Source organism: Mycobacterium sp. PS03-16 (assembly GCF_004570325.1).
Lineage (GTDB): Bacteria > Actinomycetota > Actinomycetes > Mycobacteriales > Mycobacteriaceae > Mycobacterium.
Genome location: NZ_SPQO01000015.1, coordinates 101230 through 121727, shown reverse-complemented (window position 1 = coordinate 121727; position 20498 = coordinate 101230). Strand labels below are relative to the sequence as shown.

General features: G+C 71.0%; 19 protein-coding genes and 1 pseudogene. 10 read left to right on the top strand and 10 right to left on the bottom strand.

Annotated elements, in window-relative coordinates:
* A partial coding sequence (locus E4P42_RS14935; protein WP_135126847.1) for an aminotransferase class I/II-fold pyridoxal phosphate-dependent enzyme occupies positions 1 to 769 on the top strand: 769 nt, incomplete at its 5' end.
* Between the two features lie 80 nt (positions 770 to 849).
* Here E4P42_RS14935 and E4P42_RS14930 read toward each other — a convergent pair.
* The 3 genes and pseudogenes from E4P42_RS14930 to E4P42_RS14920 form a co-directional block, all read right to left on the bottom strand.
* Positions 850 to 1509: a response regulator transcription factor gene (locus tag E4P42_RS14930; protein WP_135126846.1), complete on the bottom strand. Its 660-nt coding sequence runs from the start codon at positions 1507 to 1509 to the stop codon at positions 850 to 852.
* Positions 1506 to 1748, bottom strand: a pseudogene (locus E4P42_RS14925) (histidine kinase); the annotation flags it as partial. The pseudogene E4P42_RS14925 and the gene E4P42_RS14930, both read right to left, overlap by 4 nt.
* Before the next feature lie 12 nt (positions 1749 to 1760).
* The gene (locus E4P42_RS14920; RefSeq protein WP_135126844.1) at positions 1761 to 2327 is read right to left on the bottom strand and encodes a hypothetical protein; all 567 of its coding nucleotides are present in this window, start codon (positions 2325 to 2327) and stop codon (positions 1761 to 1763) included.
* Positions 2328 to 2389: 62 nt separating this feature from the next.
* Between E4P42_RS14920 and trmB the strand changes: the two genes are divergently transcribed.
* From trmB to E4P42_RS14905, 3 genes are read left to right on the top strand one after another with little or no spacing between them, the layout of a single operon-like run.
* On the top strand, positions 2390 to 3190 hold the full coding sequence (trmB, locus tag E4P42_RS14915; RefSeq protein ID WP_135126843.1) for a tRNA (guanosine(46)-N7)-methyltransferase TrmB: 801 nt from the start codon (positions 2390 to 2392) through the stop codon (positions 3188 to 3190).
* A gap of 13 nt (positions 3191 to 3203) precedes the next feature.
* Positions 3204 to 3890, top strand: coding sequence for an NYN domain-containing protein (locus tag E4P42_RS14910; protein ID WP_135126842.1), 687 nt, complete (start codon positions 3204 to 3206; stop codon positions 3888 to 3890).
* A gap of 49 nt (positions 3891 to 3939) precedes the next feature.
* Complete coding sequence (locus E4P42_RS14905) at positions 3940 to 6900, top strand: MMPL family transporter (RefSeq protein WP_135126841.1); 2961 nt, start codon at positions 3940 to 3942, stop codon at positions 6898 to 6900.
* Positions 6901 to 6907: 7 nt separating this feature from the next.
* On the opposite strand, the gene E4P42_RS14900 is transcribed toward E4P42_RS14905, so the two are convergent.
* Positions 6908 to 8065 carry an AI-2E family transporter gene (locus tag E4P42_RS14900; protein ID WP_135126840.1) on the bottom strand — a complete coding sequence of 386 codons (1158 nt, stop codon included), beginning with the start codon at positions 8063 to 8065 and terminating at the stop codon, positions 6908 to 6910.
* 118 nt (positions 8066 to 8183) lie between these two features.
* Between E4P42_RS14900 and E4P42_RS14895 the strand changes: the two genes are divergently transcribed.
* On the top strand, positions 8184 to 9311 hold the full coding sequence (locus E4P42_RS14895; RefSeq protein WP_135126839.1) for a YbhN family protein: 1128 nt from the start codon (positions 8184 to 8186) through the stop codon (positions 9309 to 9311).
* Positions 9308 to 9685, top strand: coding sequence for a DUF3054 domain-containing protein (locus E4P42_RS14890; RefSeq protein WP_135126838.1), 378 nt, complete (start codon positions 9308 to 9310; stop codon positions 9683 to 9685). Before E4P42_RS14895 ends, E4P42_RS14890 begins: the two co-directional genes overlap by 4 nt.
* Here E4P42_RS14890 and E4P42_RS14885 read toward each other — a convergent pair.
* The 4 genes from E4P42_RS14885 to E4P42_RS14870 all read right to left on the bottom strand — a co-directional run bounded on the left by E4P42_RS14885 (position 9673) and on the right by E4P42_RS14870 (position 12789).
* The gene (locus E4P42_RS14885; protein ID WP_135126861.1) at positions 9673 to 11028 is read right to left on the bottom strand and encodes a HAMP domain-containing sensor histidine kinase; all 1356 of its coding nucleotides are present in this window, start codon (positions 11026 to 11028) and stop codon (positions 9673 to 9675) included. The two genes, E4P42_RS14890 and E4P42_RS14885, sit on opposite strands and share 13 nt — an antisense overlap.
* Entirely contained in the window at positions 11025 to 11693 is a 669-nt protein-coding gene (locus tag E4P42_RS14880; RefSeq protein WP_209305782.1) for a response regulator transcription factor, read from the bottom strand. The genes E4P42_RS14885 and E4P42_RS14880 overlap by 4 nt, the downstream gene beginning before the upstream one ends.
* 71 nt (positions 11694 to 11764) lie before the next feature.
* Positions 11765 to 12148, bottom strand: coding sequence for a heme-binding protein (locus tag E4P42_RS14875; protein ID WP_135126836.1), 384 nt, complete (start codon positions 12146 to 12148; stop codon positions 11765 to 11767).
* Between the two features lie 131 nt (positions 12149 to 12279).
* A complete protein-coding gene (locus E4P42_RS14870; protein ID WP_135126835.1) occupies positions 12280 to 12789 on the bottom strand; it encodes a hemophore in 510 nt (169 codons plus the stop codon).
* A 338-nt stretch (positions 12790 to 13127) separates the two neighbouring features.
* Here E4P42_RS14870 and E4P42_RS14865 point away from each other — a divergent pair, with 338 nt between their 5' ends.
* The 3 genes from E4P42_RS14865 to E4P42_RS14855 are packed head-to-tail and all read left to right on the top strand — an operon-like array spanning position 13128 to position 17042.
* The gene (locus E4P42_RS14865) at positions 13128 to 16049 is read left to right on the top strand and encodes an MMPL family transporter (RefSeq protein WP_135126834.1); all 2922 of its coding nucleotides are present in this window, start codon (positions 13128 to 13130) and stop codon (positions 16047 to 16049) included.
* On the top strand, positions 16046 to 16573 hold the full coding sequence (locus E4P42_RS14860; RefSeq protein WP_135126833.1) for an XRE family transcriptional regulator: 528 nt from the start codon (positions 16046 to 16048) through the stop codon (positions 16571 to 16573). Before E4P42_RS14865 ends, E4P42_RS14860 begins: the two co-directional genes overlap by 4 nt.
* Before the next feature lie 40 nt (positions 16574 to 16613).
* Positions 16614 to 17042: a CoA-binding protein gene (locus tag E4P42_RS14855; RefSeq protein WP_135126832.1), complete on the top strand. Its 429-nt coding sequence runs from the start codon at positions 16614 to 16616 to the stop codon at positions 17040 to 17042.
* A gap of 58 nt (positions 17043 to 17100) precedes the next feature.
* Here E4P42_RS14855 and E4P42_RS14850 read toward each other — a convergent pair whose 3' ends face one another.
* Together E4P42_RS14850 and E4P42_RS14845 are read right to left on the bottom strand one after the other, a co-directional pair.
* Complete coding sequence (locus tag E4P42_RS14850; RefSeq protein WP_135126831.1) at positions 17101 to 17790, bottom strand: hypothetical protein; 690 nt, start codon at positions 17788 to 17790, stop codon at positions 17101 to 17103.
* Positions 17787 to 18401, bottom strand: a complete 615-nt coding sequence (locus E4P42_RS14845) for a hypothetical protein (protein WP_135126830.1) — start codon at positions 18399 to 18401, stop codon at positions 17787 to 17789. The genes E4P42_RS14850 and E4P42_RS14845 overlap by 4 nt, the downstream gene beginning before the upstream one ends.
* A 40-nt stretch (positions 18402 to 18441) precedes the next feature.
* On the opposite strand from E4P42_RS14845, the gene E4P42_RS14840 reads away from it, so the two are divergent.
* Complete coding sequence (locus E4P42_RS14840; protein WP_371287040.1) at positions 18442 to 20490, top strand: M13 family metallopeptidase; 2049 nt, start codon at positions 18442 to 18444, stop codon at positions 20488 to 20490.
* The last annotated feature ends 8 nt before the right edge of the window (positions 20491 to 20498 follow it).

Below are 20498 nucleotides of genomic sequence, written 5' to 3'. Positions count from 1 at the left end.
GGCCACGATCCGCCAGTCGCGGCCCGCGGTAGCCTACCTCATCCCCGATTTCCACAATCCCACGGGAGCATCGCTGGCGCCCGACGACCGCGCGCGGCTCGTCCACGCCACCCGTGCCGCGGGGACGGTGCTGGTGGTGGACGAGGCAACCGTCGACCTGAACATCGACCGTCCGTGGGACGACGGCCCCTTCGCCCGGCATGCAACCCGTGCCGGCGGCGCCCACGGCTCCGGTGTGGTCACGCTCGGGTCACTGTCGAAGAGCGTATGGAGCGGTCTGCGCATCGGATGGATCCGCGCCGACGCCGCTGTCATCCGCCGCCTCGTGCAGGCGCGGCCCGCCGGCGACCTCGGCACTCCACCCATCGAGCAGCTCATCGGCGAGCAGGTCGTGCGCCGCCTCGATGAGCTCGTCGCCGATCGTCAGCGTCTTCTCCGCGCGCATCGCGCCGTGCTCAGCGAGGCATTGCACCGCCGTCTTCCTCAGTGGCACACGCCGTGGCCGGACGGTGGTCTGTCGATGTGGGTGCAACTCGACCGCCCCGCGAGCTCCGCGCTGACGTCGATCTGCCGCGCCCGCGGGATGTCGCTGATCGCCGGTCCGAAGTTCTCCGTCGACGGCTCGCTCGAGCGATTCCTCCGCATACCGTTCACGTCGGCCGTCGAGGATCTCGAGGCGGGGGTCGAACTCCTCGCCGAGGCGTGGGCACAGCTCGCGCCGGGTCCGGATGCGACGGCCGGCTTGCGGCAGCCGGCCACTGCCGTCTGACGCTCGCCGATTCGCTCGCTTCCCCCAGGACATCCTTCGCCGGACGGGCGAAGCGCGAAAACGGAGGGGGTGCGGGTGTCTCAGCCGCTTCCCGGCTCCCTCGCCCCCGAGGCGAGGGCCACGGCGTGAGAGCGGCTCCGGGCCCCGAGCTTGGCCAGCACGTTCGACACGTGCGTCTTCACGGTCGCGACGGAGATGCCGAGGTGCTCCGAGATCTGCGAATTGGACAGACCCGCCCGCATCCCGTCCAGCACGTCACGTTCCCGCTCGGTGAGCGACGCGAGAACCGGGGCACGATCCTCCCCCTGATCCTGATCATCCACGCGTGCGATGAGCGACAGCGCGCGACGCGTGACCCGCGGGTCCAGCACGCCCTCCCCCGCCGCCACCCGGCGCACGGCATCGACGAGCGTCGCCGCATCCGCCGTCTTCAGCAGGAACCCGGCCGCTCCGGCCCGCAGCGCGCCCGCCACCAGGTCGTCTTCGTCGAAGCTCGTCAGCACGAGCACCTCCCCCCATCCGGCCGCGACGATCTCGCGCGTCGCGGAGACGCCGTCGACGCCGGGCATCCGCAGGTCCATGAGCACCACGTCGGGAGTGAGCGCCGCCGCGTTGCGCATCGCGACGGCGCCGTCGGCCGCTTCGCCGACCACCTCGATGCCGTGCGACTCCAGCATGATGCGCAGCGCCTCGCGGATCGCCGCATGATCGTCGGCGAGCAGCACCCGCGGCGAGGTCATGCCGGCACCTCCACCGGAATCCGCGCGCGCACCGACCAGCCGTCGTCCATCGGTCCCGCCTCGACGGTGCCGCCCAGGGCGCGCGCCCGCTCCCGCAGCAGGTCGAGACCCCAGCCGTTGCCCCGCACCGGTGCGGCGCTCACCGGCGTACCGCCGCGCGAGTCGACCTGTACGCGCACCTCATCACCGTCCGCATCCAGCCGCACATCGACCCGCGCGCCGGACGCGTGGCGCACGCAGTTGGTGAGCGCCTACTGCACGATGCGCGTGACGGCCTGATCCACCGGCGACGGGATGCGGGGCGGCAGGGCGTCATCGAGCGTGACGTCGGCCAGCAGGGCAACCGCGGGCAGCACCGGCGCCGCCGCCACCTGCGCGCACCGCCGCACCTGCCGGTCGTCGGCACCGGCCACATCGGCCTTGTTGAGCACCACCAGCACCGGCACCCCGGCGTCGCGCCAGGCGTCCACCACCGCGCGGTCCTCGGGTTTGACGGTCTCGGCGGTCACCAGCACCCCAACGTCGGCGGCCCGGTCGGTGATCCGGAAACGCGCGCCCGGCAATGCGGCGGCGAGCGTGCCGCGGCCCACCCCGGGGCGGCCGCTGACCGCCACCCGCACCGGCGCCCGCAGGCGGTCGGCGATCCCGCCGACGACGCGGGCCAGCGCGGCGTCGCCGCACTCCCGGGCGAACTGCGTCAGCACGTCGGCGACGATGGCGGCGACCTCCCCCTGCGACCAGCGGTTCCGGGCCGTGCGCAGCCGGCCCTGCCCAGAATCGTGGCACGCGGCGCAACGGCTGGCGAACGCTTCATCCACATACCAGCCGAAGGCAACTGTTGGGTATCAATCTGCCCCAGGATGCGGGTACACCCCTGGCGATGGGCCACCATGGACGGATGCACGCGCGCGAGTCGGAGGTTGCCGGCGCCCCGGCGCCGGACGACCTGCCCGACCCTGCGGACGGCGACCCGACGCCCGACCCGCAGCACCGGCACCGCCGCATCACCAGCTTCCGGTCGCGGCGCTCCACGCTGTCGGATGCTCAGCAGTCGCTGTGGGATCGTCGGTGGCCGGAGCTCGGTACCCAGGCCAGGGACTCCGACGGGCACCTGCTGCCCCCGCTGGACCCCGCGGCCTGGTTCGGCCGGTCGGCCCCCGTGGTCCTCGAGATCGGCTCCGGCACCGGCACCTCGACCCTGGCGATGGCGCAGGCCGAGCCCGACATCGACGTGATCGCCGTGGAGGTCTACCGCCGCGGGCTGGCCCAGCTGCTCGGCGCGATCGACCGTGCCGGGGTCACGAACATCCGGATGGTCCGCGGTGACGGCGTCGACGTGCTCGAACACCTCCTGCCCAGCGGCTCGCTGACCGGGGTGCGGGTGTACTTCCCGGACCCCTGGCCCAAGGCGCGTCACCACAAGCGGCGGCTGCTGCAGACGGCCACGGTCGCGCTGATCGCCGACCGGCTCCGGCCCGGCGGCGTTCTGCACGCGGCGACCGACCACACCGGCTACGCCGAGCACATCGCGGAGGTCGGCGACGCCGAACCGCAGCTGCGCCGGGTGGCCGCCACCGATGCGCTGCCCATCTCCGTGCAGCGGCCCGTCACCAAGTACGAGCGCAAGGCGCTGGCGGGTCCCGTCATCACCGAACTCATCTGGGAGAAGCGCGCACGATGAGCCGAGGGAAACGATGAGCGTGACCGAGGACGTCCCCGAGGTCGTCACCCCGCCGCCGCCCGCGGGCCCGCCGGAGGGCACGCAGCGCGTGCTGCTGGTGTGGGACGCCCCGAACCTCGACATGGGTCTCGGCTCGATCCTGGGCGGGCGCCCGACCGCCGCGCACCGGCCCCGCTTCGACGCGCTGGGCCGCTGGCTGCTGTCGCGCACCGCCGACCTGTCGGCCGGCCGCGGAGACGTCACGCTGGAACCCGAGGCGACGGTGTTCACCAACATCGCGCCGGGGAGCGCCGACGTCGTGCGGCCGTGGGTGGAGGCGTTGCGTAACGTGGGTTTCGCCGTCTTCGCCAAACCGAAGATCGATGACGACAGCGACGTCGACAGCGACATGCTCGACCACATCGCCCTGCGGCACCACGAAGGTCTGGCCGCGGTGCTCGTGGCCTCGGCGGACGGTCAGGCGTTCCGCCAGCCGCTGGAAGAGATCGCCCACGAAGGCATCCCCGTGCAGGTGCTCGGATTTCGCGAACATGCGAGCTGGGCGCTAGCGTCGGATACCTTGGAGTTCGTCGACCTGGAGGACATCCCTGGTGTCTTCCGGGAGCCGCTGCCGCGGATCGGACTGGATTCGCTGCCCGAGCAGGGAGCATGGCTGCAGCCGTTCCGGCCGCTGTCCGCGCTGCTGGCCTCGCGTGTGTGACACACAACTGAAGACCACAGCGCGGTCGACAAGGATTTAAGGAGCTTACGTGTTCGCCTGGTGGGGTCGAAACGTATACCGCTATCGGTACATCGTCATCGGAGTCATGGTGGCGCTGTGCCTCGGTGGCGGCGTGTACGGGATCAGCCTGGGTAGCCACGTCACCCAGAGCGGTTTCTACGACGAGGGCAGCCAGTCTGTGCAGGCCTCGGTCATCGGTGACGAGGTGTACGGCCGCGACCGCACCAGCCACGTCGTCGCGATCCTGACACCGCCCGACGGCGAGAAGGTCGACAACCCGGAGTGGCAGCGCGAGGTCGTCGGCCAGCTCGACACGTTCGTCGAGGACCACCCCGACCAGGTGGTCAGCTGGGTCGGCTGGCTACGCGCCCCCGACGCGGCCAGCGCCACGGTCCAGGAGATGAAGACCGACGATCTGTCCAAAACGTTCGTCAGCATTCCGCTCAAGGGCGACACCGACGACGAGATCCTGAAGAACTACCAGGCCGTCGAACCCGCGCTGCAGGAGATCAACGGCGGGGACATCCGGCTGGCCGGCCTCAACCCGCTGGCCAGTGAGCTCACCGGCAGCATCGGCGAGGACCAGCGGCGCGCCGAGGTGGCCGCCATCCCGCTGGTCTGCGTGGTGCTGTTCTTCGTCTTCGGCGGTGTGGTGGCCGCCGCGCTGCCGGGCATCATCGGCGGCCTGACCATCGCAGGCGCGCTGGGCATCATGCGCCTGCTCGCCGAGATCATGCCCGTGCACTTCTTCGCCCAGCCGGTGGTGACGCTGATGGGGCTGGGCATCGCGGTCGACTACGGCCTGTTCATGGTGAGCCGCTTCCGTGAGGAGATCGCCGAGGGCTACGACACCGAGGCGGCGGTCCGCCGCACGGTGATGACCTCCGGCCGCACCATCATGTTCTCCGCGGTGATCCTGGTCGCCTCGTCGGTGCCGCTACTGCTGTTCCCGCAGGGCTTCCTCAAGTCGATCACCTACGCGATCATCGCGTCGGTGATGCTGGCGGCGATCCTGTCGATCACCGTGCTGGCCGCCGCGCTGGCCATCCTCGGCCCCAACGTCGACGCACTCGGGGTGCGCACGCTGCTGCGCGTCCCGTTCTTCCGGAACTGGAAGCCGATGCGCGTCTACCTGGAGTGGCTGTCGGAGAAGACGCAGAAGACCAAGACCCGCGCCGAGGTCGAGAAGGGCTTCTGGGGCAAGCTGGTCAACCGCGTCATGAAGCGGCCCGGCACGTTCGCGGTGCCGATCATCATCGTGATGATCCTGCTCATCATCCCGCTCGGCGGGCTGGCGCTCGGCGGTATCAGCGAGAAGTACCTGCCGCCGGACAACTCGGTCCGCCAGGCGCAGGAGGACTTCGACCGCAGCTTCCCGGGCTTCCGCACCGAACCGCTGACCATGGTGCTCAAGAGCGACAACGGCGAGCCGGTCACCGACCAGCAGGTCGCCGACATGCGGGCCAAGGCGATGACGATCAGCGGCTTCATCGAACCCGAGAACGATCCGGCCAAGATGTGGCAGGAGCGGTCCGTCCAGGAGGGCGGCTCGAAGGATCCGTCGGTGCGGGTCATCCAGAACGGTCTCGAGAACCGCAACGACGCCGCCGCGAAGATCGACGATCTGCGCGCGCTGTCACCGCCGCGCGGGGTCACCGTGCTGGTCGGCGGCACCCCGGCGCTGGAACAGGACAGCATCCACAGCCTGTTCGCCAAGCTGCCGCTGATGGTCACGATCCTGATCGTCACCACGACGATCCTGATGTTCCTGGCGTTCGGTTCGATCGTGCTGCCGATCAAGGCGGCGGTGATGAGCGCGCTCACCCTCGGCTCGACGATGGGCGTGCTGACGTGGATGTTCGTCGACGGGCACGGGTCCGGGCTGATGAACTACACGCCGCAGCCGCTGATGGCGCCGATGATCGGCCTGATCATCGCCGTGATCTGGGGTCTGTCCACCGACTACGAGGTGTTCCTGGTGTCGCGCATGGTGGAGGCGCGCGAACGCGGCCTGTCCACCGCGGAGGCCATCCGCATCGGCACCGCCACCACGGGCCGCCTGATCACCGGCGCCGCCCTGGTGCTGGCCGTGGTGGCCGGGGCGTTCGTGTTCTCCGACCTGGTGATGATGAAGTACCTGGCCTTCGGCCTGCTCATCGCGCTGCTGCTGGACGCCACGATCATCCGGATGTTCCTGGTGCCTGCGATCATGAAGATGCTCGGCGACGACTGCTGGTGGGCGCCGCGCTGGATGAAGCGGGTCCAGGAGAAGCTGGGGCTCGGCGAGACCGAACTGCCCGACGAGCGCAAGCGTCCCGCCGTCCGGGAGGCCGTCGACGAGCAGGCCCTGGTCGGCGCCGGCGCCCCGGTGCCACCGCGGCCGTCGGCCGGAACGCGCCCGCCGCACGATCCGACGCATCCCGGCGTCGAGGGCCGGGTCGGCCCGACGCGCATCCCGCCGGGACCGCCACGGGTCAACGGGCCGTCGGCCGCGGGCACCTCGCGAATCCCGACCAACCGGCCCGCGCCGGGCGCGGAACCGCCCACCACGCGGCTGTCGATCGCCAAAAACGCCGTGCGCGGCGCGGTGAACGCGGCCGCCGGGCAGCGGGCGCCGCAGGCGCCCACCCCCGGGCCCAAGCGGGAGGAACGCGAGATCGAGTCGTGGCTCGGCGAGCTGCGCGGCGGGCCCGCCGGTCCGACGCCGCCGCGGCCGCAGCCGTCGGCCGAGCCGACGCGGGCGATGCGGCCGGAACCGCAGCAGCCGGAGGGTAACGAGCCGACGACCGCGATCCCCGTGCAGCGACCCGCCGCGCCCGAGCCCGCCGAGGATCCCCAGGCGGCCACCACGAAGATCCCGGCCCAGAAGCCGGAGCCGCAGGATCCGGAGTCCACGGAGAAGATCGACACCCGTGAGGCCGAGGAGCAGAAGCGGCGTGGCGGCGGGATGAGTGCCGCCGACCTGCTGCGCCGCGAAGGCCGGATGTAACCGGCCGCTAGTCGGCCTTCTGGTCGATGACGTCCTCGACGTCATCGGGTTCGGCTTGGATGCGTGGGCCGTCCTGGTCCTCCAGGCTCTCGGCCTCGGCCTCGGTGTCGGGGGCGAGCAGCACCCGCACCGCGCTGTTGAGGAACGCCACCGCGGGCACCGCCAGCAGCGCGCCGATGATGCCGGCGAGCACGCCGCCGCCCGCGATGGCCAGCACGACGGCCAGCGGGTGGATCGACACGGCGCGACCCATCACCAGCGGTTGCAGCACGTGGCCTTCGAGCTGCTGCACGGCCAGGATCAGGCCGAGCGTGATCAGCGCGTACACCACACCCTTGGTCAGCAGCGCGACGATCACCGCGAGGAATCCGGTGACCACCGCGCCGACCAGCGGGATGAACGCGCCGAGGAACACCAGCGACGCCAGCGGCAGCGCCAGCGGAACGCCCATGATGGCCAGGCCGGTGCCGATGCCGACGGCGTCGACGAGCGCCACCAGGAACGTCGCCCGCACGTACCCGATGAGGGAGTGGAATCCCGCGCGGCCCGCGTCGCGCACCCGCTGACGTGCGTTGGGCGGGAACACCTTGGTGACGAACCCGAAGATGTTGCGGCCGCCGTGCAGCAGGAAGATCAGCGTGAACAACACCAGCAGCGCGCCGGTGACGATCTCGGTGATGGTGCCCGCGGTGGACAGCGCCCCGCTGGTCAACCGCTCCTGGTTGTTCTGCAGCGCCTCGATGGCCGCGTTGCCCGCGTTGTCGATCTGGCTGCGGGACAGCTGCAGCGGACCGTCGATCAGCCACGCCCGCAGCCCGTCGATGCTGCGCGTGACCTGTTCGACCAGTGCCGGTGTGCCCTCGACGAACTGGCTGACCACGAACGACAGCAGACCGCCGACCAGGGCGATGCCGCTGAGCAGCACGAGTGCCACCGCACCGCCGCGGGGGGCGCCGCGGCGGTCGAGGAAGTCGACGGCAGGCATGAGCAGTGCGGCCAGCATCGTCGCCAACGCGACCGGCACGACGAGGACCTCGAGCCGTTTGACCACCCAGAGCACCGCGATCAGCGCGGCGAAGATGATCAGCAGCCGCCACGACCACGCCGCGGCCTTGCGGACCAGCGGCGTCACCGCCTGATCGTCCCCGAACACCTGTTCTGACATGGTGCGAGCGTAGTCGCAGCCACCCCGCATCCCGCGTAGATCACGTCCCGGTGACGCCATCGCGGCACACCTGTCGCACCCGCCGTCGGCGAGGGGGCACACCGTTACCCTGTAGGGCGTGTCCCACGACGCGTCGGCGAGCGACGCCCAGCCGTACAGGCTGAGCGCGGAGGGACCCACCCGCGGCAAGTACTGGTGGGTGCGCTGGACGGTGATCGTCATCGCGGTGGCGGTGCTCACCGTCGAGGTGGTCCTGGTGTGGGACCAGCTGGCCAAGGCGTGGCGCAGCCTGATCTCGGCGAACTACTGGTGGGTGCTGGCCGCGATCGTCGCCGCGCTGGCGTCGATGCACAGCTTCGCCCAGATCCAGCGCACGCTGCTGCGGTCGGCCGGCGTGCACGTCCACCAGTGGCGTTCGGAGGCCGCGTACTACGCCGGCAACGCGCTGAGCACGACGATGCCCGGCGGACCGGTGCTCTCGGCGACGTTCCTGTACCGCCAGCAGCGGTTGTGGGGGGCGACGCCGGTGGTGGCGTCGTGGCAGCTGGTGATGTCGGGGGTGCTGCAGGGCGTCGGGCTCGCGCTGCTCGGTCTGGGCGGTGCGTTCCTGCTCGGCGCGAGCAAGAATCCCCTGTCGCTGATCTTCACGCTCGGCGGCTTCGCCGCGCTGCTGGTGCTGGCGCAGGCCGTGGCCACCCGCCCGGAGTTGATCGACGGCATCGGTGTGCGGCTGCTGTCCTGGTTCAACTCGCTGCGCGGTAAGCCCGCGGACACCTGGCTGCCGAAGTGGCGGGAGCTGCTGGCCCAGCTGGAGTCGGTGCAGCTGCGCCGCCGCGACCTCGGCACCGCGTTCGGCTGGTCGCTGTTCAACTGGATCGCCGATGTCGCCTGCCTGGCGTTCGCCTGCTACGCCGCAGGCGGACACCCGTCGCTGGCCGGCCTGACCGTCGCCTACGCCGCCGCCCGCGCGGTCGGCACGATCCCGCTCATGCCCGGCGGGCTGCTGGTGGTCGAGGCGGTGCTGGTGCCGGGCCTGGTGTCGAGCGGGATGACGCTGGCCGGGGCGATCTCGGCGATGCTGATCTACCGGTTGATCAGCTGGATCTTCCTCGCCGCGATCGGGTGGGTGGTGTTCTTCTTCATGTTCCGCACCGAGAACGAGTTCGACCCCGACGCCGCCGAGGCGCCCGCACCGTCCGCCGAGCGGGCCTCCGAAGCGCAGACCACCCGGAAGGACGGCTCGTGACGGTTCGCCGCACCGCTGCGCTGGCGCTGCTCGCCGACGCGGTCTGCGTCGTCGTGTTCTGCACCATCGGGCGCCGCAGCCACGCCGAAGGGCTGTCGGTGGCCGGGATCGCCGAGACCGCGTGGCCGTTCCTGGCCGGCACCGCGGTCGGGTGGCTGGCCGCGCGGGCCTGGCGGCGGCCGCTGACGCTCACCCCGACCGGGGTGGTGGTGTGGGTGTGCACGGTGGCGGTCGGCATGCTGCTGCGCCGGCTCAGCGGCCAGGGGGTCGCGGTGAGCTTCTTCATCGTGGCCTCACTGGTCACCGCGGTACTGCTGCTCGGTTGGCGCGGAGCCGCAATGGCGCTGCGCCGCAAGCAGTTTCAGCGCAGCTGAGAGTCACCCGGTTCGGCTGAGGCCGACGCGGACACCGTGAGCGTCGCGCGTAGACCGCCGAGCGGCCCGTCGGACAGCTCGATGTGCCCGCCGTGCAGCGCTGCCTGCTGGGCGACCAGCGCCAGCCCCAGGCCCGACCCGCCCGGCGCCGCGGCGCTGCCGCGCCGGAACCGCCCCAGCACCGTCCGGTGTTCCTCGGCGGGCAACCCGCGCCCGTTGTCGTCGACGACGATGGTCAGCCCGTCGGGGTCGCGGTGCGCCTCGAGCACCACCCGGCCGGCCTGACCGTGGGTGATCGCGTTGCGGACCAGGTTGTCCACCGCGAGGCGTAACCCATCCGGCCATCCCCACACCGTGCCGAGGTCCTCGCCCGCCTCGACCACGATCTCCACGTCGCCGGCGGCCCGCATGTTCTCCCTCGCCACCCGGTAGAGCAGGTCGGTGACGTCGATGGGTTCCCGGTCGGCGGCCTGCGCGAGTTGACCCGAGGCCAGCTGGCCGAGCGCGGTGATGATCGCCTCGACGCGGCGCTGCGCGCGGGACAGGTCGGCGACCACCTCGTCGCGCTCCTCGGGCGGCAGATCGTGGATGCGCAGCGTGTCGAGGTCGGCGCGCATCGCGGTCAGCGGGGTGCGCAGTTCGTGGGCGGCGTTCGCGGCGAAGTCCTGCGCGGCCTGCAGGGAGTTGGTGGTGGCCTGCTGTGCGGCGGCCAGCCGGCGCAGCATCGCCGACATCGCCTCCGACAGCTCCTCGGCCTCCCGGACGCCGCGCACCTCGGGCATCTCGTCGGTGGTGCCTTTGCCGAGAGTGGAGGTGTGCTCGGTGAGCTTGCGCAGCGGCCGGATCGCCGGGCCGGCGAGCAACCAGCCCAGGCCGCCGGCGATCAGCACCGTCACCAGGCCCACCGCGGCGTACTCGGGTATCCGGCCACGGCTGAGCAGGATGCTGTCGGCGCGGATGCCGATCGAGACCATCACGACACCCTCCTGGTCATCGACCGGCAGGGTGCGCACGCGGTATTCGACCCCGTTGACCTCGACGTCGGCGGTGCCCGGCGGCAGCGGCGGCAGCTGGAACCCGCGCTGGAACACCACCTGCCCGTCGGAGCGGGACCGGCCCGTGGTGAGCACTCCGCGCCGGGGGTCCTGCAGCTGCTCGGGATACATGCTGGCGTCGACGATCGACTCGAGCCGACGGTCGAGTTGCGCGGCGTCGTTGTTGGCGAGCACCACCGAGGTGAGGATGGTGAACGCCGCGACCACGGCCGAGGCGGCCGCCGCCGACGCGACGGCGACCCTGGTCCGCAGCGACGCCGACCGCAGGAAGCGGGGTACCGGGCTCAGGGTTCTTCCCGCAGCACGTAGCCGATGCCCCGGACGGTGTGGATGACCCGCGGCAGCCCGTCGCGTTCGAGTTTGCGCCGCAGGTAGGAGACGAACACATCGGCGACGTTGGTGTCGACGTCGAAGTCGTAGCCCCACACCAGCTCGAGCAGCCGCTGACGCGAGAGCACCACACCGTGGTTCTCGGCGAGCACCGCGAGCAGATCGAATTCGCGTTTGGTCAGATCGACCCGCTCCCCCTCGACGAACACCAGCCGGCGCGCGGTGTCGATGGTCAGCGGCCCGACCGTCATGGTGTCCGACTCGCGGTCGGAGTGGCTGGCCCGGCGCAGCAGCGCGTTGAGCCGGGCCACCAGCTCGCCGAGATCGAACGGTTTGGTCAGGTAGTCGTCGGCGCCCGCCTCCAGCCCGGCGATGCGGTCGTTGACGGTGTCACGCGCCGACAGCACGCAGATCGGGATGTCGTTGCCCAGCGCGCGCAACGCGGTGACCACGGCCACGCCGTCGAGTTCGGGCATCTGCACGTCGAGCACCAGCGCATCGTGCGATTCGGCCGACAGCAGGCGCAGCGCCTCCTTGCCGTTGGCCGCCACCCGCACGTCGAAGCCCGAGTGGCGCAGTCCGCGCGCCACCGACGTACGAACGTCCGGGTCGTCGTCGACCATCAGCACCGTCCGACTGGCGGTGTCATGCCCCTCGTGCTCGGGCGGTGCCCCCGGTCCAACCCGCACGCGGGTCAGGGCATGTCGTCAGGCGACGGCCCGGTTCCGCAGCGGTTCTTTATATCGACGAGCGGCTGACGGATCCCGGCGAGTTCGGCCTTCACCTGGGGGTTGGCATTGAGGTAATCCTGCACCTTCGGGCGGATCTCCTCGCGCGGCAGGCCCTCCAGGCTGGTGAAGAAGTCGTTCACCGGCGGATGGGTGAACAGGTAGGCGGAGGTCGACGCCGAGACACCCGAGGCGACACCGGCCAGATCGGCGGCGGTGCAGTTGGGCGGCAGCGGTGCCGGCTGGGCCATCGCGGCGGGCGCCACGCCGAGCAACATCGCACCGGCGACCGCGCCGGCGCCGACCGCACCAACTACCGCACGTCGGGCGGTACGGGCAGGAAGCAACATGGACATGCTCCTTCTTCAGATGTAGGAGGCCGTAACCGTGGTGGTTATCGCCAGAGCACAGCTAATCAGAACTCGCCGACGTTGTCCTGCCTTATGGGCAACACGCTGCGACAACACACCGATCTTGACGCTCAGCGCTGCGACGTCGCACCGGGTCCGGGCAGCGGACCGGCGCCCGGCGCCACCGCCGACACCGGGGACCCCGCCGCGGCGCCCGGCAGCGCCGCCTGCAGGCCGCCGCCCTGCTGCGCGGCCTGCATCAGGCCGAGCACCTGCGGCACCGACACCGGCAGCTTGCACCGCCCGGACAGGGCAGCCAGTGGCTGCTGCAGCTTCTGCAGATCCGACGCGACCTGCGGGTTGGCGTCGAAGTACCCCTTGAGCGCGGCCAGCGAGGCCGGTCCGGCCTGTTGCTGGGAGATGGTGGTCAGCGCCTGATCGGTCTCCGGGTTGGCGGCCAGGTAATTGCTGGTGTTGGTGGCGACCGCGGCGACGGTCTTGGCGATCTGGCTGGCGGCGCACGGATCCGGCGCCGCCGTCGCCGGCGTGGCGGGCACGGTGAACGCGGCGATCGCGGCCCCGCCGGCGGCGGTGACGGTCAGCGCGGCGTACAGGGACCGGCGCAGGGCGGTGGACTTCATGGCACTCCTAATCGGTGGCGCGAACCTCGGCGTGATCCGCGGATCCCTCCCGGGTCGCGACGTCCGATGGTCCCCCGACGCTTGAACGGCCAGCGGCCATCTTGCCATCGCGGCCGCCCCGGCCGCCATTCGCAACAGCCGCGCCGGCGCCGCAGTAACACCCCGGCAGTGTCGCGCGAGAACCGATCAGAGCAGGTTAACGGCGAGGTCACAGCTTGCTCCCAGCTGTTCCGAGGCCGCGGTACCCTACCGCACGCTGCGGTACGCTCTCGCGAGAAACGCCGGGAATCGCCAGACATCGCCTCAGGAAGAACGGGGAGCACGTCATCCAGCAGTTCATGATGCGCTTGAGCAGCAACCTGCGCAGATTCCGCTGGGCGGTCTTCGCGGTGTGGGCGCTGCTGTTGGTCCCGTCGATCTACCTCGCGGTCAGCCAGTCGTCGAACCTCACCGGCGGCGGCTTCGAGGTCGAGGGATCGCAGTCGCTGCACGTGCAGTACGAACTCGAGGACCATTTCCCCGACCAGGGCGCCTCCCCGCTGGCCCTGGTCGCCGCGCCCCGAGCAGACGCCTCCTACGACGACATGACCGCCGCCGTCGCGCACCTCGAACAGATCGCGGCGCAGGTGCCGAGCGTCACGATCGCGCCGACGCCGCAGCAGCCACCGCCCCAGCCCGACCGGCCGTACGTGGTGACGTTGTCACTGGACTTCAACAACACCGGCGCCACCGACATCGCCAAGGAGTTGCGCACCAAGGTCGGCATCGACGGGGAGGACCCCGGCGAGTTCCGCGACGGCAAAGTCAAGATGTACGTCATCGGGCAGGGCGCGCTCGGGGCGGCGGCGTCGGCGGCCATCAAGACCGACATCGCCCAGGCCGAACAGTGGAATCTGCCGATCGTGCTGATCGTGCTACTGGCGGTGTTCGGATCGCTGGCCGCCGCGGCGATGCCGCTGCTGCTCGGTATCTGCACCGTCGCGGTGACGATGGGTCTGGTCTACGCGCTGTCGACGGTCACCACGATGTCGGTGTTCGTCGCCTCGACGGTGTCGATGTTCGGGATCGCGCTGGCCGTCGACTACTCGCTGTTCATCCTCATGCGGTTCCGGGAGGAGTTGCGCGCCGGACGGGACCCGGAGCAGGCCGCCGACGCGGCGATGGCGACCTCCGGGCTGGCGGTGCTGCTGTCCGGGATGACCGTGATCGCCTCGGTGACCGGCATCTATTTGATCGACACCCCGGTGCTGACGTCGATGGCCACCGGCGCGATCCTCGCGGTCGCGGTCGCGGTGCTCACGTCGACCACGCTGACGCCCGCGGTGCTCGCCACCTTCGGCCGGGCCGCGGCCAAACGCTCGTCGTACCTGCACTGGTCGCGGCGTCCCGACACCACCCGGTCCCGCTTCTGGACGCGCTGGACCGGGTCGGTGATGCGCCGGCCGTGGGCGTCGGCGCTGACCGCGACCGCGGTGCTGCTGGTGATGGCGGCGCCGGCCTTCACGATGGTGCTCGGCAACAGCATGCAGCGCCAGTTCGAACCGACCCACGAGATTCGCGGCGGCGTCAACGCGGCCGCCGAGGCGCTCGGCGACGGCGCGCTCGGCCCGGTCCGGGTGCTCGTGACGTTCCCCGAGGGCAACCCCGCCTCGGCCGCCGCCAAGGAGCCCACGCTGGAGGCCGTCCGGACCGAGATGGCCAAGGCGCCCAACATCGTGTCGGTCTCCCCGCCGGAATTCGGTGACGACTACCGCCGGGCGCTGCTGTCGGCGGTGCTGTCGGTGGACCCCGAGGACAGCGGGGCCCGCGAGACCGTCGACTGGATGCGCGCCAACCTCGCGTCGGCGGCGGGCCCGAACGTGTCGATCGACGTCGGCGGGCCCACCGCGCTGATCAAGGACTTCGACGACCGGGTGTCGGCGACGCAGCCGCTGGTGTTCGGGTTCGTCGCGCTGATCGCGTTCCTGATGCTGCTGGTATCGATCCGCTCGGTGTTCCTCGCCCTCAAGGGCGTGCTGATGACCGTACTGTCGGTGGCCGCGGCCTACGGCAGCCTCGTCGTCGTCTTCCAGTGGGGCTGGCTGGAACCGCTGGGCTTCGAACGCATCCCCTCGCTGGACAGCACGATTCCGCCGCTGGTGCTCGCGATGACGTTCGGTCTGTCGATGGACTACGAGATCTTCCTGCTGACCCGCATCCGCGAGCGGTTCCTGCAGACCGGCAACACCCGCGACGCCGTCGCCTACGGCGTGAGCACCAGCGCCCGCACCATCACCAGCGCGGCGCTGATCATGATCGCGGTGTTCATCGGCTTCGCGTTCGCCGGCATGCCGCTGGTCGCCCAGCTGGGCGTGGCGTGCGCGGTCGCGATCGCCGTGGACGCCACGATCGTGCGGCTGGTGCTGGTGCCCGCGCTGATGGCGATGTTCGACCAGTGGAACTGGTGGCTACCGCGCTGGCTGGACCGCATCCTGCCGTCGGTGGACTTCGAGAAGCCGCTGCCCAAGGTGCAGATCGACGATCTGGTGATCATCCCCGACGACATCTCCGCGCTCGGGCCGTCTGGGGCGGACCTCCGCGGCATGGTGAAGTCGGCGGCCCGCCTGAAGAATCTGGCGCCCGAGACCATCACGGTCGCCGATCCGCTGGCGTTCAGCGGCTGTCAGCCCATCACGCAGCGGATGGTGGCGCGCAACGGCGGTGACCAGATCGTGCGGCCGGCCCGCGCCAACGGGCGCCGCAACGGCCGCAACGGGGCCCACGGCACCACCGTGCGCACTCACCTGCCCGTGCACCCGGTGACGCTGTGGCGGGGTCGGCTCTCGGTGGCGCTCGACGCACTCGAGACCGAGGCCGACACCGACCGGGCGCCGGTGGAGCGGCGCGGCCCGGTGGAAACCACCAACGTGCAGTTGCCGACCGGTGACCGGCTGCAGATCCCGACCGGCGCCGAGACGCTGCGGATGAAGAGCTACCTGATCATGTGCCGCAACAGCAGCCGCGACTACGCGGAGTTCGCCGACCTCGTCGACTCCATGGAGACGCACACCGCCGCAGTCGTGCTGTCCGGAATGGACCGGTATTACTGTGGGCAGCAGGCGAGGAAACAGTGGGTGGCCACCCAGCTGGTGCGCCGCCTGGCCGATCCGCAGCCCTCCGACGACGACCGGGTCAGCGACCCGGACGCCGAATCGGACTGGGCGTTGGTCAGGCAGCGGTGCCTTTCGGTGGCCGTGGCGATGCTCGAGGAGGCGAGGTGACGTTGGCCAGCGAGCGGGAGGCCGGCCGCGAGGCTGCGTCCGCGCCGACCCGACCGCTGACGACGGCGCCGCACCGGGCACCGGTCGACGAACGGCCGGTCGAGTTCTGGTCGACGGCGGCGATCCGCAGCGCGCTCGAGACCGACGACCTCACCGTCTGGCAGCGCATCGTCACCGCGGTCAAACGCGACCCGTTCGGCCGCACCGCGCGCCAGGTCGAAGAGGTCCTCGAGAAGGCGCCGCCGTACGGGGTGTCCACGGCGCTGACCGAGGTGCTGGTGCGGGCGCGCGAGCACCTCGCGGCCGCCGAACGCGCCGAGGTGGCCCGCCATGTCCAGCTGCTGCTCAACCGGTCGGGGCTGGGGGCGCCGGAGTTCGCGTCGCGCATCGGCGTCGAGGTCGACGAATTCACCAGCTACCTCGACGGCGAGGTGAGCCCGTCGGCGTCGCTGATGATCCGGATGGGCCGCCTGTCCGACCGCTTCGCCAAGATCCGCGCGCAACGGTCCCGCAGCGGGCGCTGAGATCCGCGTCGGGGCGCCGGTGACGGGGAATGCTGTTCCCATGACCGACACCGCCGACTGGACCGAACCCGACACCGACGAACTCAGGCGCATCCTGCAGGAGACGCGCACGGTCGCGGTGGTCGGCGCCTCCGCCAACCCGATGCGCCCCAGCTACGGGGTGTGGGACTACCTGCGCTCGGCCAGCCACTACGAGCTGTACCTGGTGAACCCGACGGTCGAGGAGATCGACGGGACCCGGGTGTATCCGTCGCTGGCCGACCTGCCCGTGGTGCCCGACATGGTCGACGTGTTCCGGCGGCGCAGCGAGCTGGCGTCGGTGCTGCAGGACACCGTCGCCATCGGCGCGAAGACGCTGTGGCTGCAGCAGGGACTGTGGGACGAGCAGCTCGCGCGCGACGGCGTGGCCGCCGGCCTGCAGGTCGTGATGGACCGCTGCCTCAAAGTCGACTACGCCCGCCTCCTGTAGCGCGATTTCGGTGTAGTTCGTCGCGCTGAGCGCGACCGACCACGCCGAAATCGCCAGGTCAGCGGGAATGGATCGGCGTGACGTCGTCGACCAGCCAGCGGCCGTCGGCTTTGGACAGCGTGACGCGCAGCGCCAGCACCGCGGTGTCGACCGGTTCGCCGGGCACGCTCTGCGTACCGCGCAGCACCACCGCCACGCTGGCCGCCGCCGGACCGAGGGCCTCGACGCCCGCCGACACGGTGCTGGCCTGCGCCGAGACGTTCCTGCTCGTCAACTGCCGCGCCACGCCGGCGAACTCGTTCTTGAACGCCTCGGCCCGCTCGGGCACCATCTGTGCGGCCGCGCGGTCGATGGACGCGGTGGGGCTCTGCGGGGTGAAGGTCGCCGTCGCCTCCGACACGCTGCTGGCGATGCGGACCACCTCGGCGCTGTCGGCGGTGAAGGCGCGGTCGGGCACCGTCCAGCGCAGGTAGCCCACCGCCACACCCACGACGAGGGCCGCGGTGGCCAGCCCGGCCACCGCCAGCCGCAGCCCCGGCCCGTCGTCGTCGGTGCCGACCGTGACGCCGTCGCGGCGCGCCAGCACCACGTTGACCAGCACGCCCTGCACGATCAGCAGGCACAGCACCGAGCAGACCGAGACCCACCACAGCGGCCAGCCGAGCGCGACGCCGATGAACACCACGCCGGCGATCGCCGCGGCCGGGGCCAGCACGTCGAAGGCCAGCACCCGCAGGGCGTTCCTCATCGGATCGGCTCCAGCCGGGAGATCATCAGCTTGCCGTCCACGTCGGACACGTCGATGCGCAGATTCCACCGCACGGTCTGCGGCTCCTCACCGCCGGCGTTCTCGCTGACCGACGTCGCGACCACCAGCACCGTGTCGGTGCGGGAGGCGAACGCCGACAGCGCGGGATCGCGTGGCGGCGGCAGCGCGGGCCCGCCGTCCGGGCCGGGCGCGGGGTGGTGCAGCGTCTCGATCGACACCGAGTCGATCTGACCGCGGGTCTGGGTCTGCAACCGGCCGACGAGCTGCCGGTAGGGCTCGACGGTCGAGTCGAAGTCGGCGTTCAGCTCGCCGATCGTGTTCTCGTGCAACTGCGCCAGGTTCGCGTCGACCGTGTCCTTGCTCATGTTGATCAGCACGCCGGTCCAGTCGGCGGCCGCCTGCAGGACCCGCGTCTGATAGGCCCGCTCGTCGGCCTGCTCACGATGTCCGGTCCAGATCAGCGTGATCAGCACGACCGCGGCGACCGCCACGACACCCAGCGCGGCCGAGGCGATGCCGAAGCTGCTGAAGGTCCGCCCGTCGGCGGTGTCGGTCGCGTCGGCAGGCTCGTCGGTGAGCGCGTCGGGCATGGCCGTGAGGGTACCGGTGCGCTTCTGGCAGCATGTTGGGGTGACGGAGAGAACCCTTGACGCCGGAACCACAGCGACCATCAAGTCGGGTCTGGACCTCAGTTACGTCGACCCGGCATCGCGCCCCCAGGACGATCTGTTCGGCCACGTCAACGGACGCTGGCTGACCGAGTACGAGATGCCGGCCGACCGCGCCGCCGACGGCGCGTTCCGCTCGCTCTACGACCGCGCCGAGGAGCAGATCCGCGACCTGATCACCGGAGCCGCGGCGGCGACATCAGGCACCGAGGCGGCCGCCTCGGGCGCCGCCGACGGGACCGACGAACAGCGCATCGGCGACCTGTACGCCAGCTTCCTCGACGAGGAGACCGTGAACCGCGTCGGTGTGCAGCCGCTGCTCGACGAGCTGGACATGGTCGACGGCGCCGACTCTCCCGACGCACTGGCCGCGGTCCTGGGGGTGCTGCAGCGCACCGGCGTCGGCGGCGGCGCAGGCATCTACGTCGACACCGACTCCAAGGATTCGACGCGCTACCTGGTGCACCTGAGCCAGTCCGGGATCGGGCTGCCCGACGAGTCGTACTTCCGCGACGAGCAGCACGCCGAGATCCTGGCCGCCTATCCGCGCCACATCGCGGCGATGTTCGCGCTGGTCTACGGCGGGGACGCCGCAGACCATGCCGGAACCGCCGAGCGCATCGTCGCGCTGGAACGCCGCCTGGCCGCCGCGCACTGGGACGTGGTGAAGCGCCGCGACGCCGACCTGACCTACAACCTGCTGCGGTTCGCCGATCTGCCGACGCAGGCACCCGGCTTCGACTGGGCCGGCTGGGTCGGCGCGCTGGGCGCGACCGAGGACAAGGTCGCCGAGCTGGTGGTCCGCCAGCCCGACTACCTGACGGCGTTCGCCGCGGCCTGGACCGCCGAATCGCTGGCGGACTGGAAGAGCTGGGTGCGCTGGCGGCTCATCCACGCCCGCGCGTTCCTGCTCACCGACGCGCTGGTCGCCGAGGACTTCGCGTTCTACGGGCGGTTGCTGTCGGGCACCGAGCAGATCCGCGACCGCTGGAAGCGCGCGGTGTCGGTGGTGGAGAACCTGATGGGCGACGCGCTGGGCAAGCTCTACGTCGAGCGGCACTTCCCGCCGAATGCCAAGGCCCGCATGGACGAACTCGTCGCCAACCTGCGCGAGGCATACCGCGTCAGCATCAACTCACTGGAGTGGATGACGCCGGAGACCCGCGAGAAGGCGCTGGCCAAGCTCGACAAGTTCACCCCGAAGATCGGCTACCCGGCGCGGTGGAAGGACTACTCGCAGCTGGTGATCCGCCGCGACGACCTCTACGGCAACTACGTGCGCGGCTACCAGGTGGCCTCCGACCGCGAGTTGGCCAAGCTGGGCGGACCGGTGGACCGCGACGAGTGGTTCATGACCCCGCAGACCGTCAACGCGTACTACAACCCGGGCATGAACGAGATCGTGTTCCCCGCGGCGATCCTGCAGCCGCCATTCTTCGACGCCGAGGCCGACGACGCGGCCAACTACGGCGGAATCGGCGCGGTGATCGGCCACGAGATCGGGCACGGATTCGACGACCAGGGCGCCAAGTACGACGGCGACGGCAACCTCGTGGACTGGTGGACCGATGCCGACCGCAGCGAATTCGGTTCGCGCACAACCGCGTTGATCGAACAGTACGAGGCGTACACGCCGCGTGATCTACGAAACGGCCACTCCCCCTCTCCGCATGTGAACGGCGCCTTCACCGTCGGGGAGAACATCGGCGACCTCGGCGGGCTCTCGATCGCGCTGCTGGCGTACCAGCTCTCGCTCAAGGGCGAGGAGGCACCGGTGATCGACGGGCTGACCGGTGTGCAGCGGGTGTTCTTCGGCTGGGCGCAGGTGTGGCGCACCAAGTACCGCGACGCCGAGGCGGTGCGCCGGCTGGCGACCGATCCGCACTCGCCGCCGGAGTTCCGCTGCAACGGCGTGATCCGCAACATCGACGCCTTCTACGAGGCGTTCGAGGTCGACGAGTCGGACGCGCTGTACCTGGAACCCCAGCGCCGGGTGCGCATCTGGAACTGAGCCCCCGC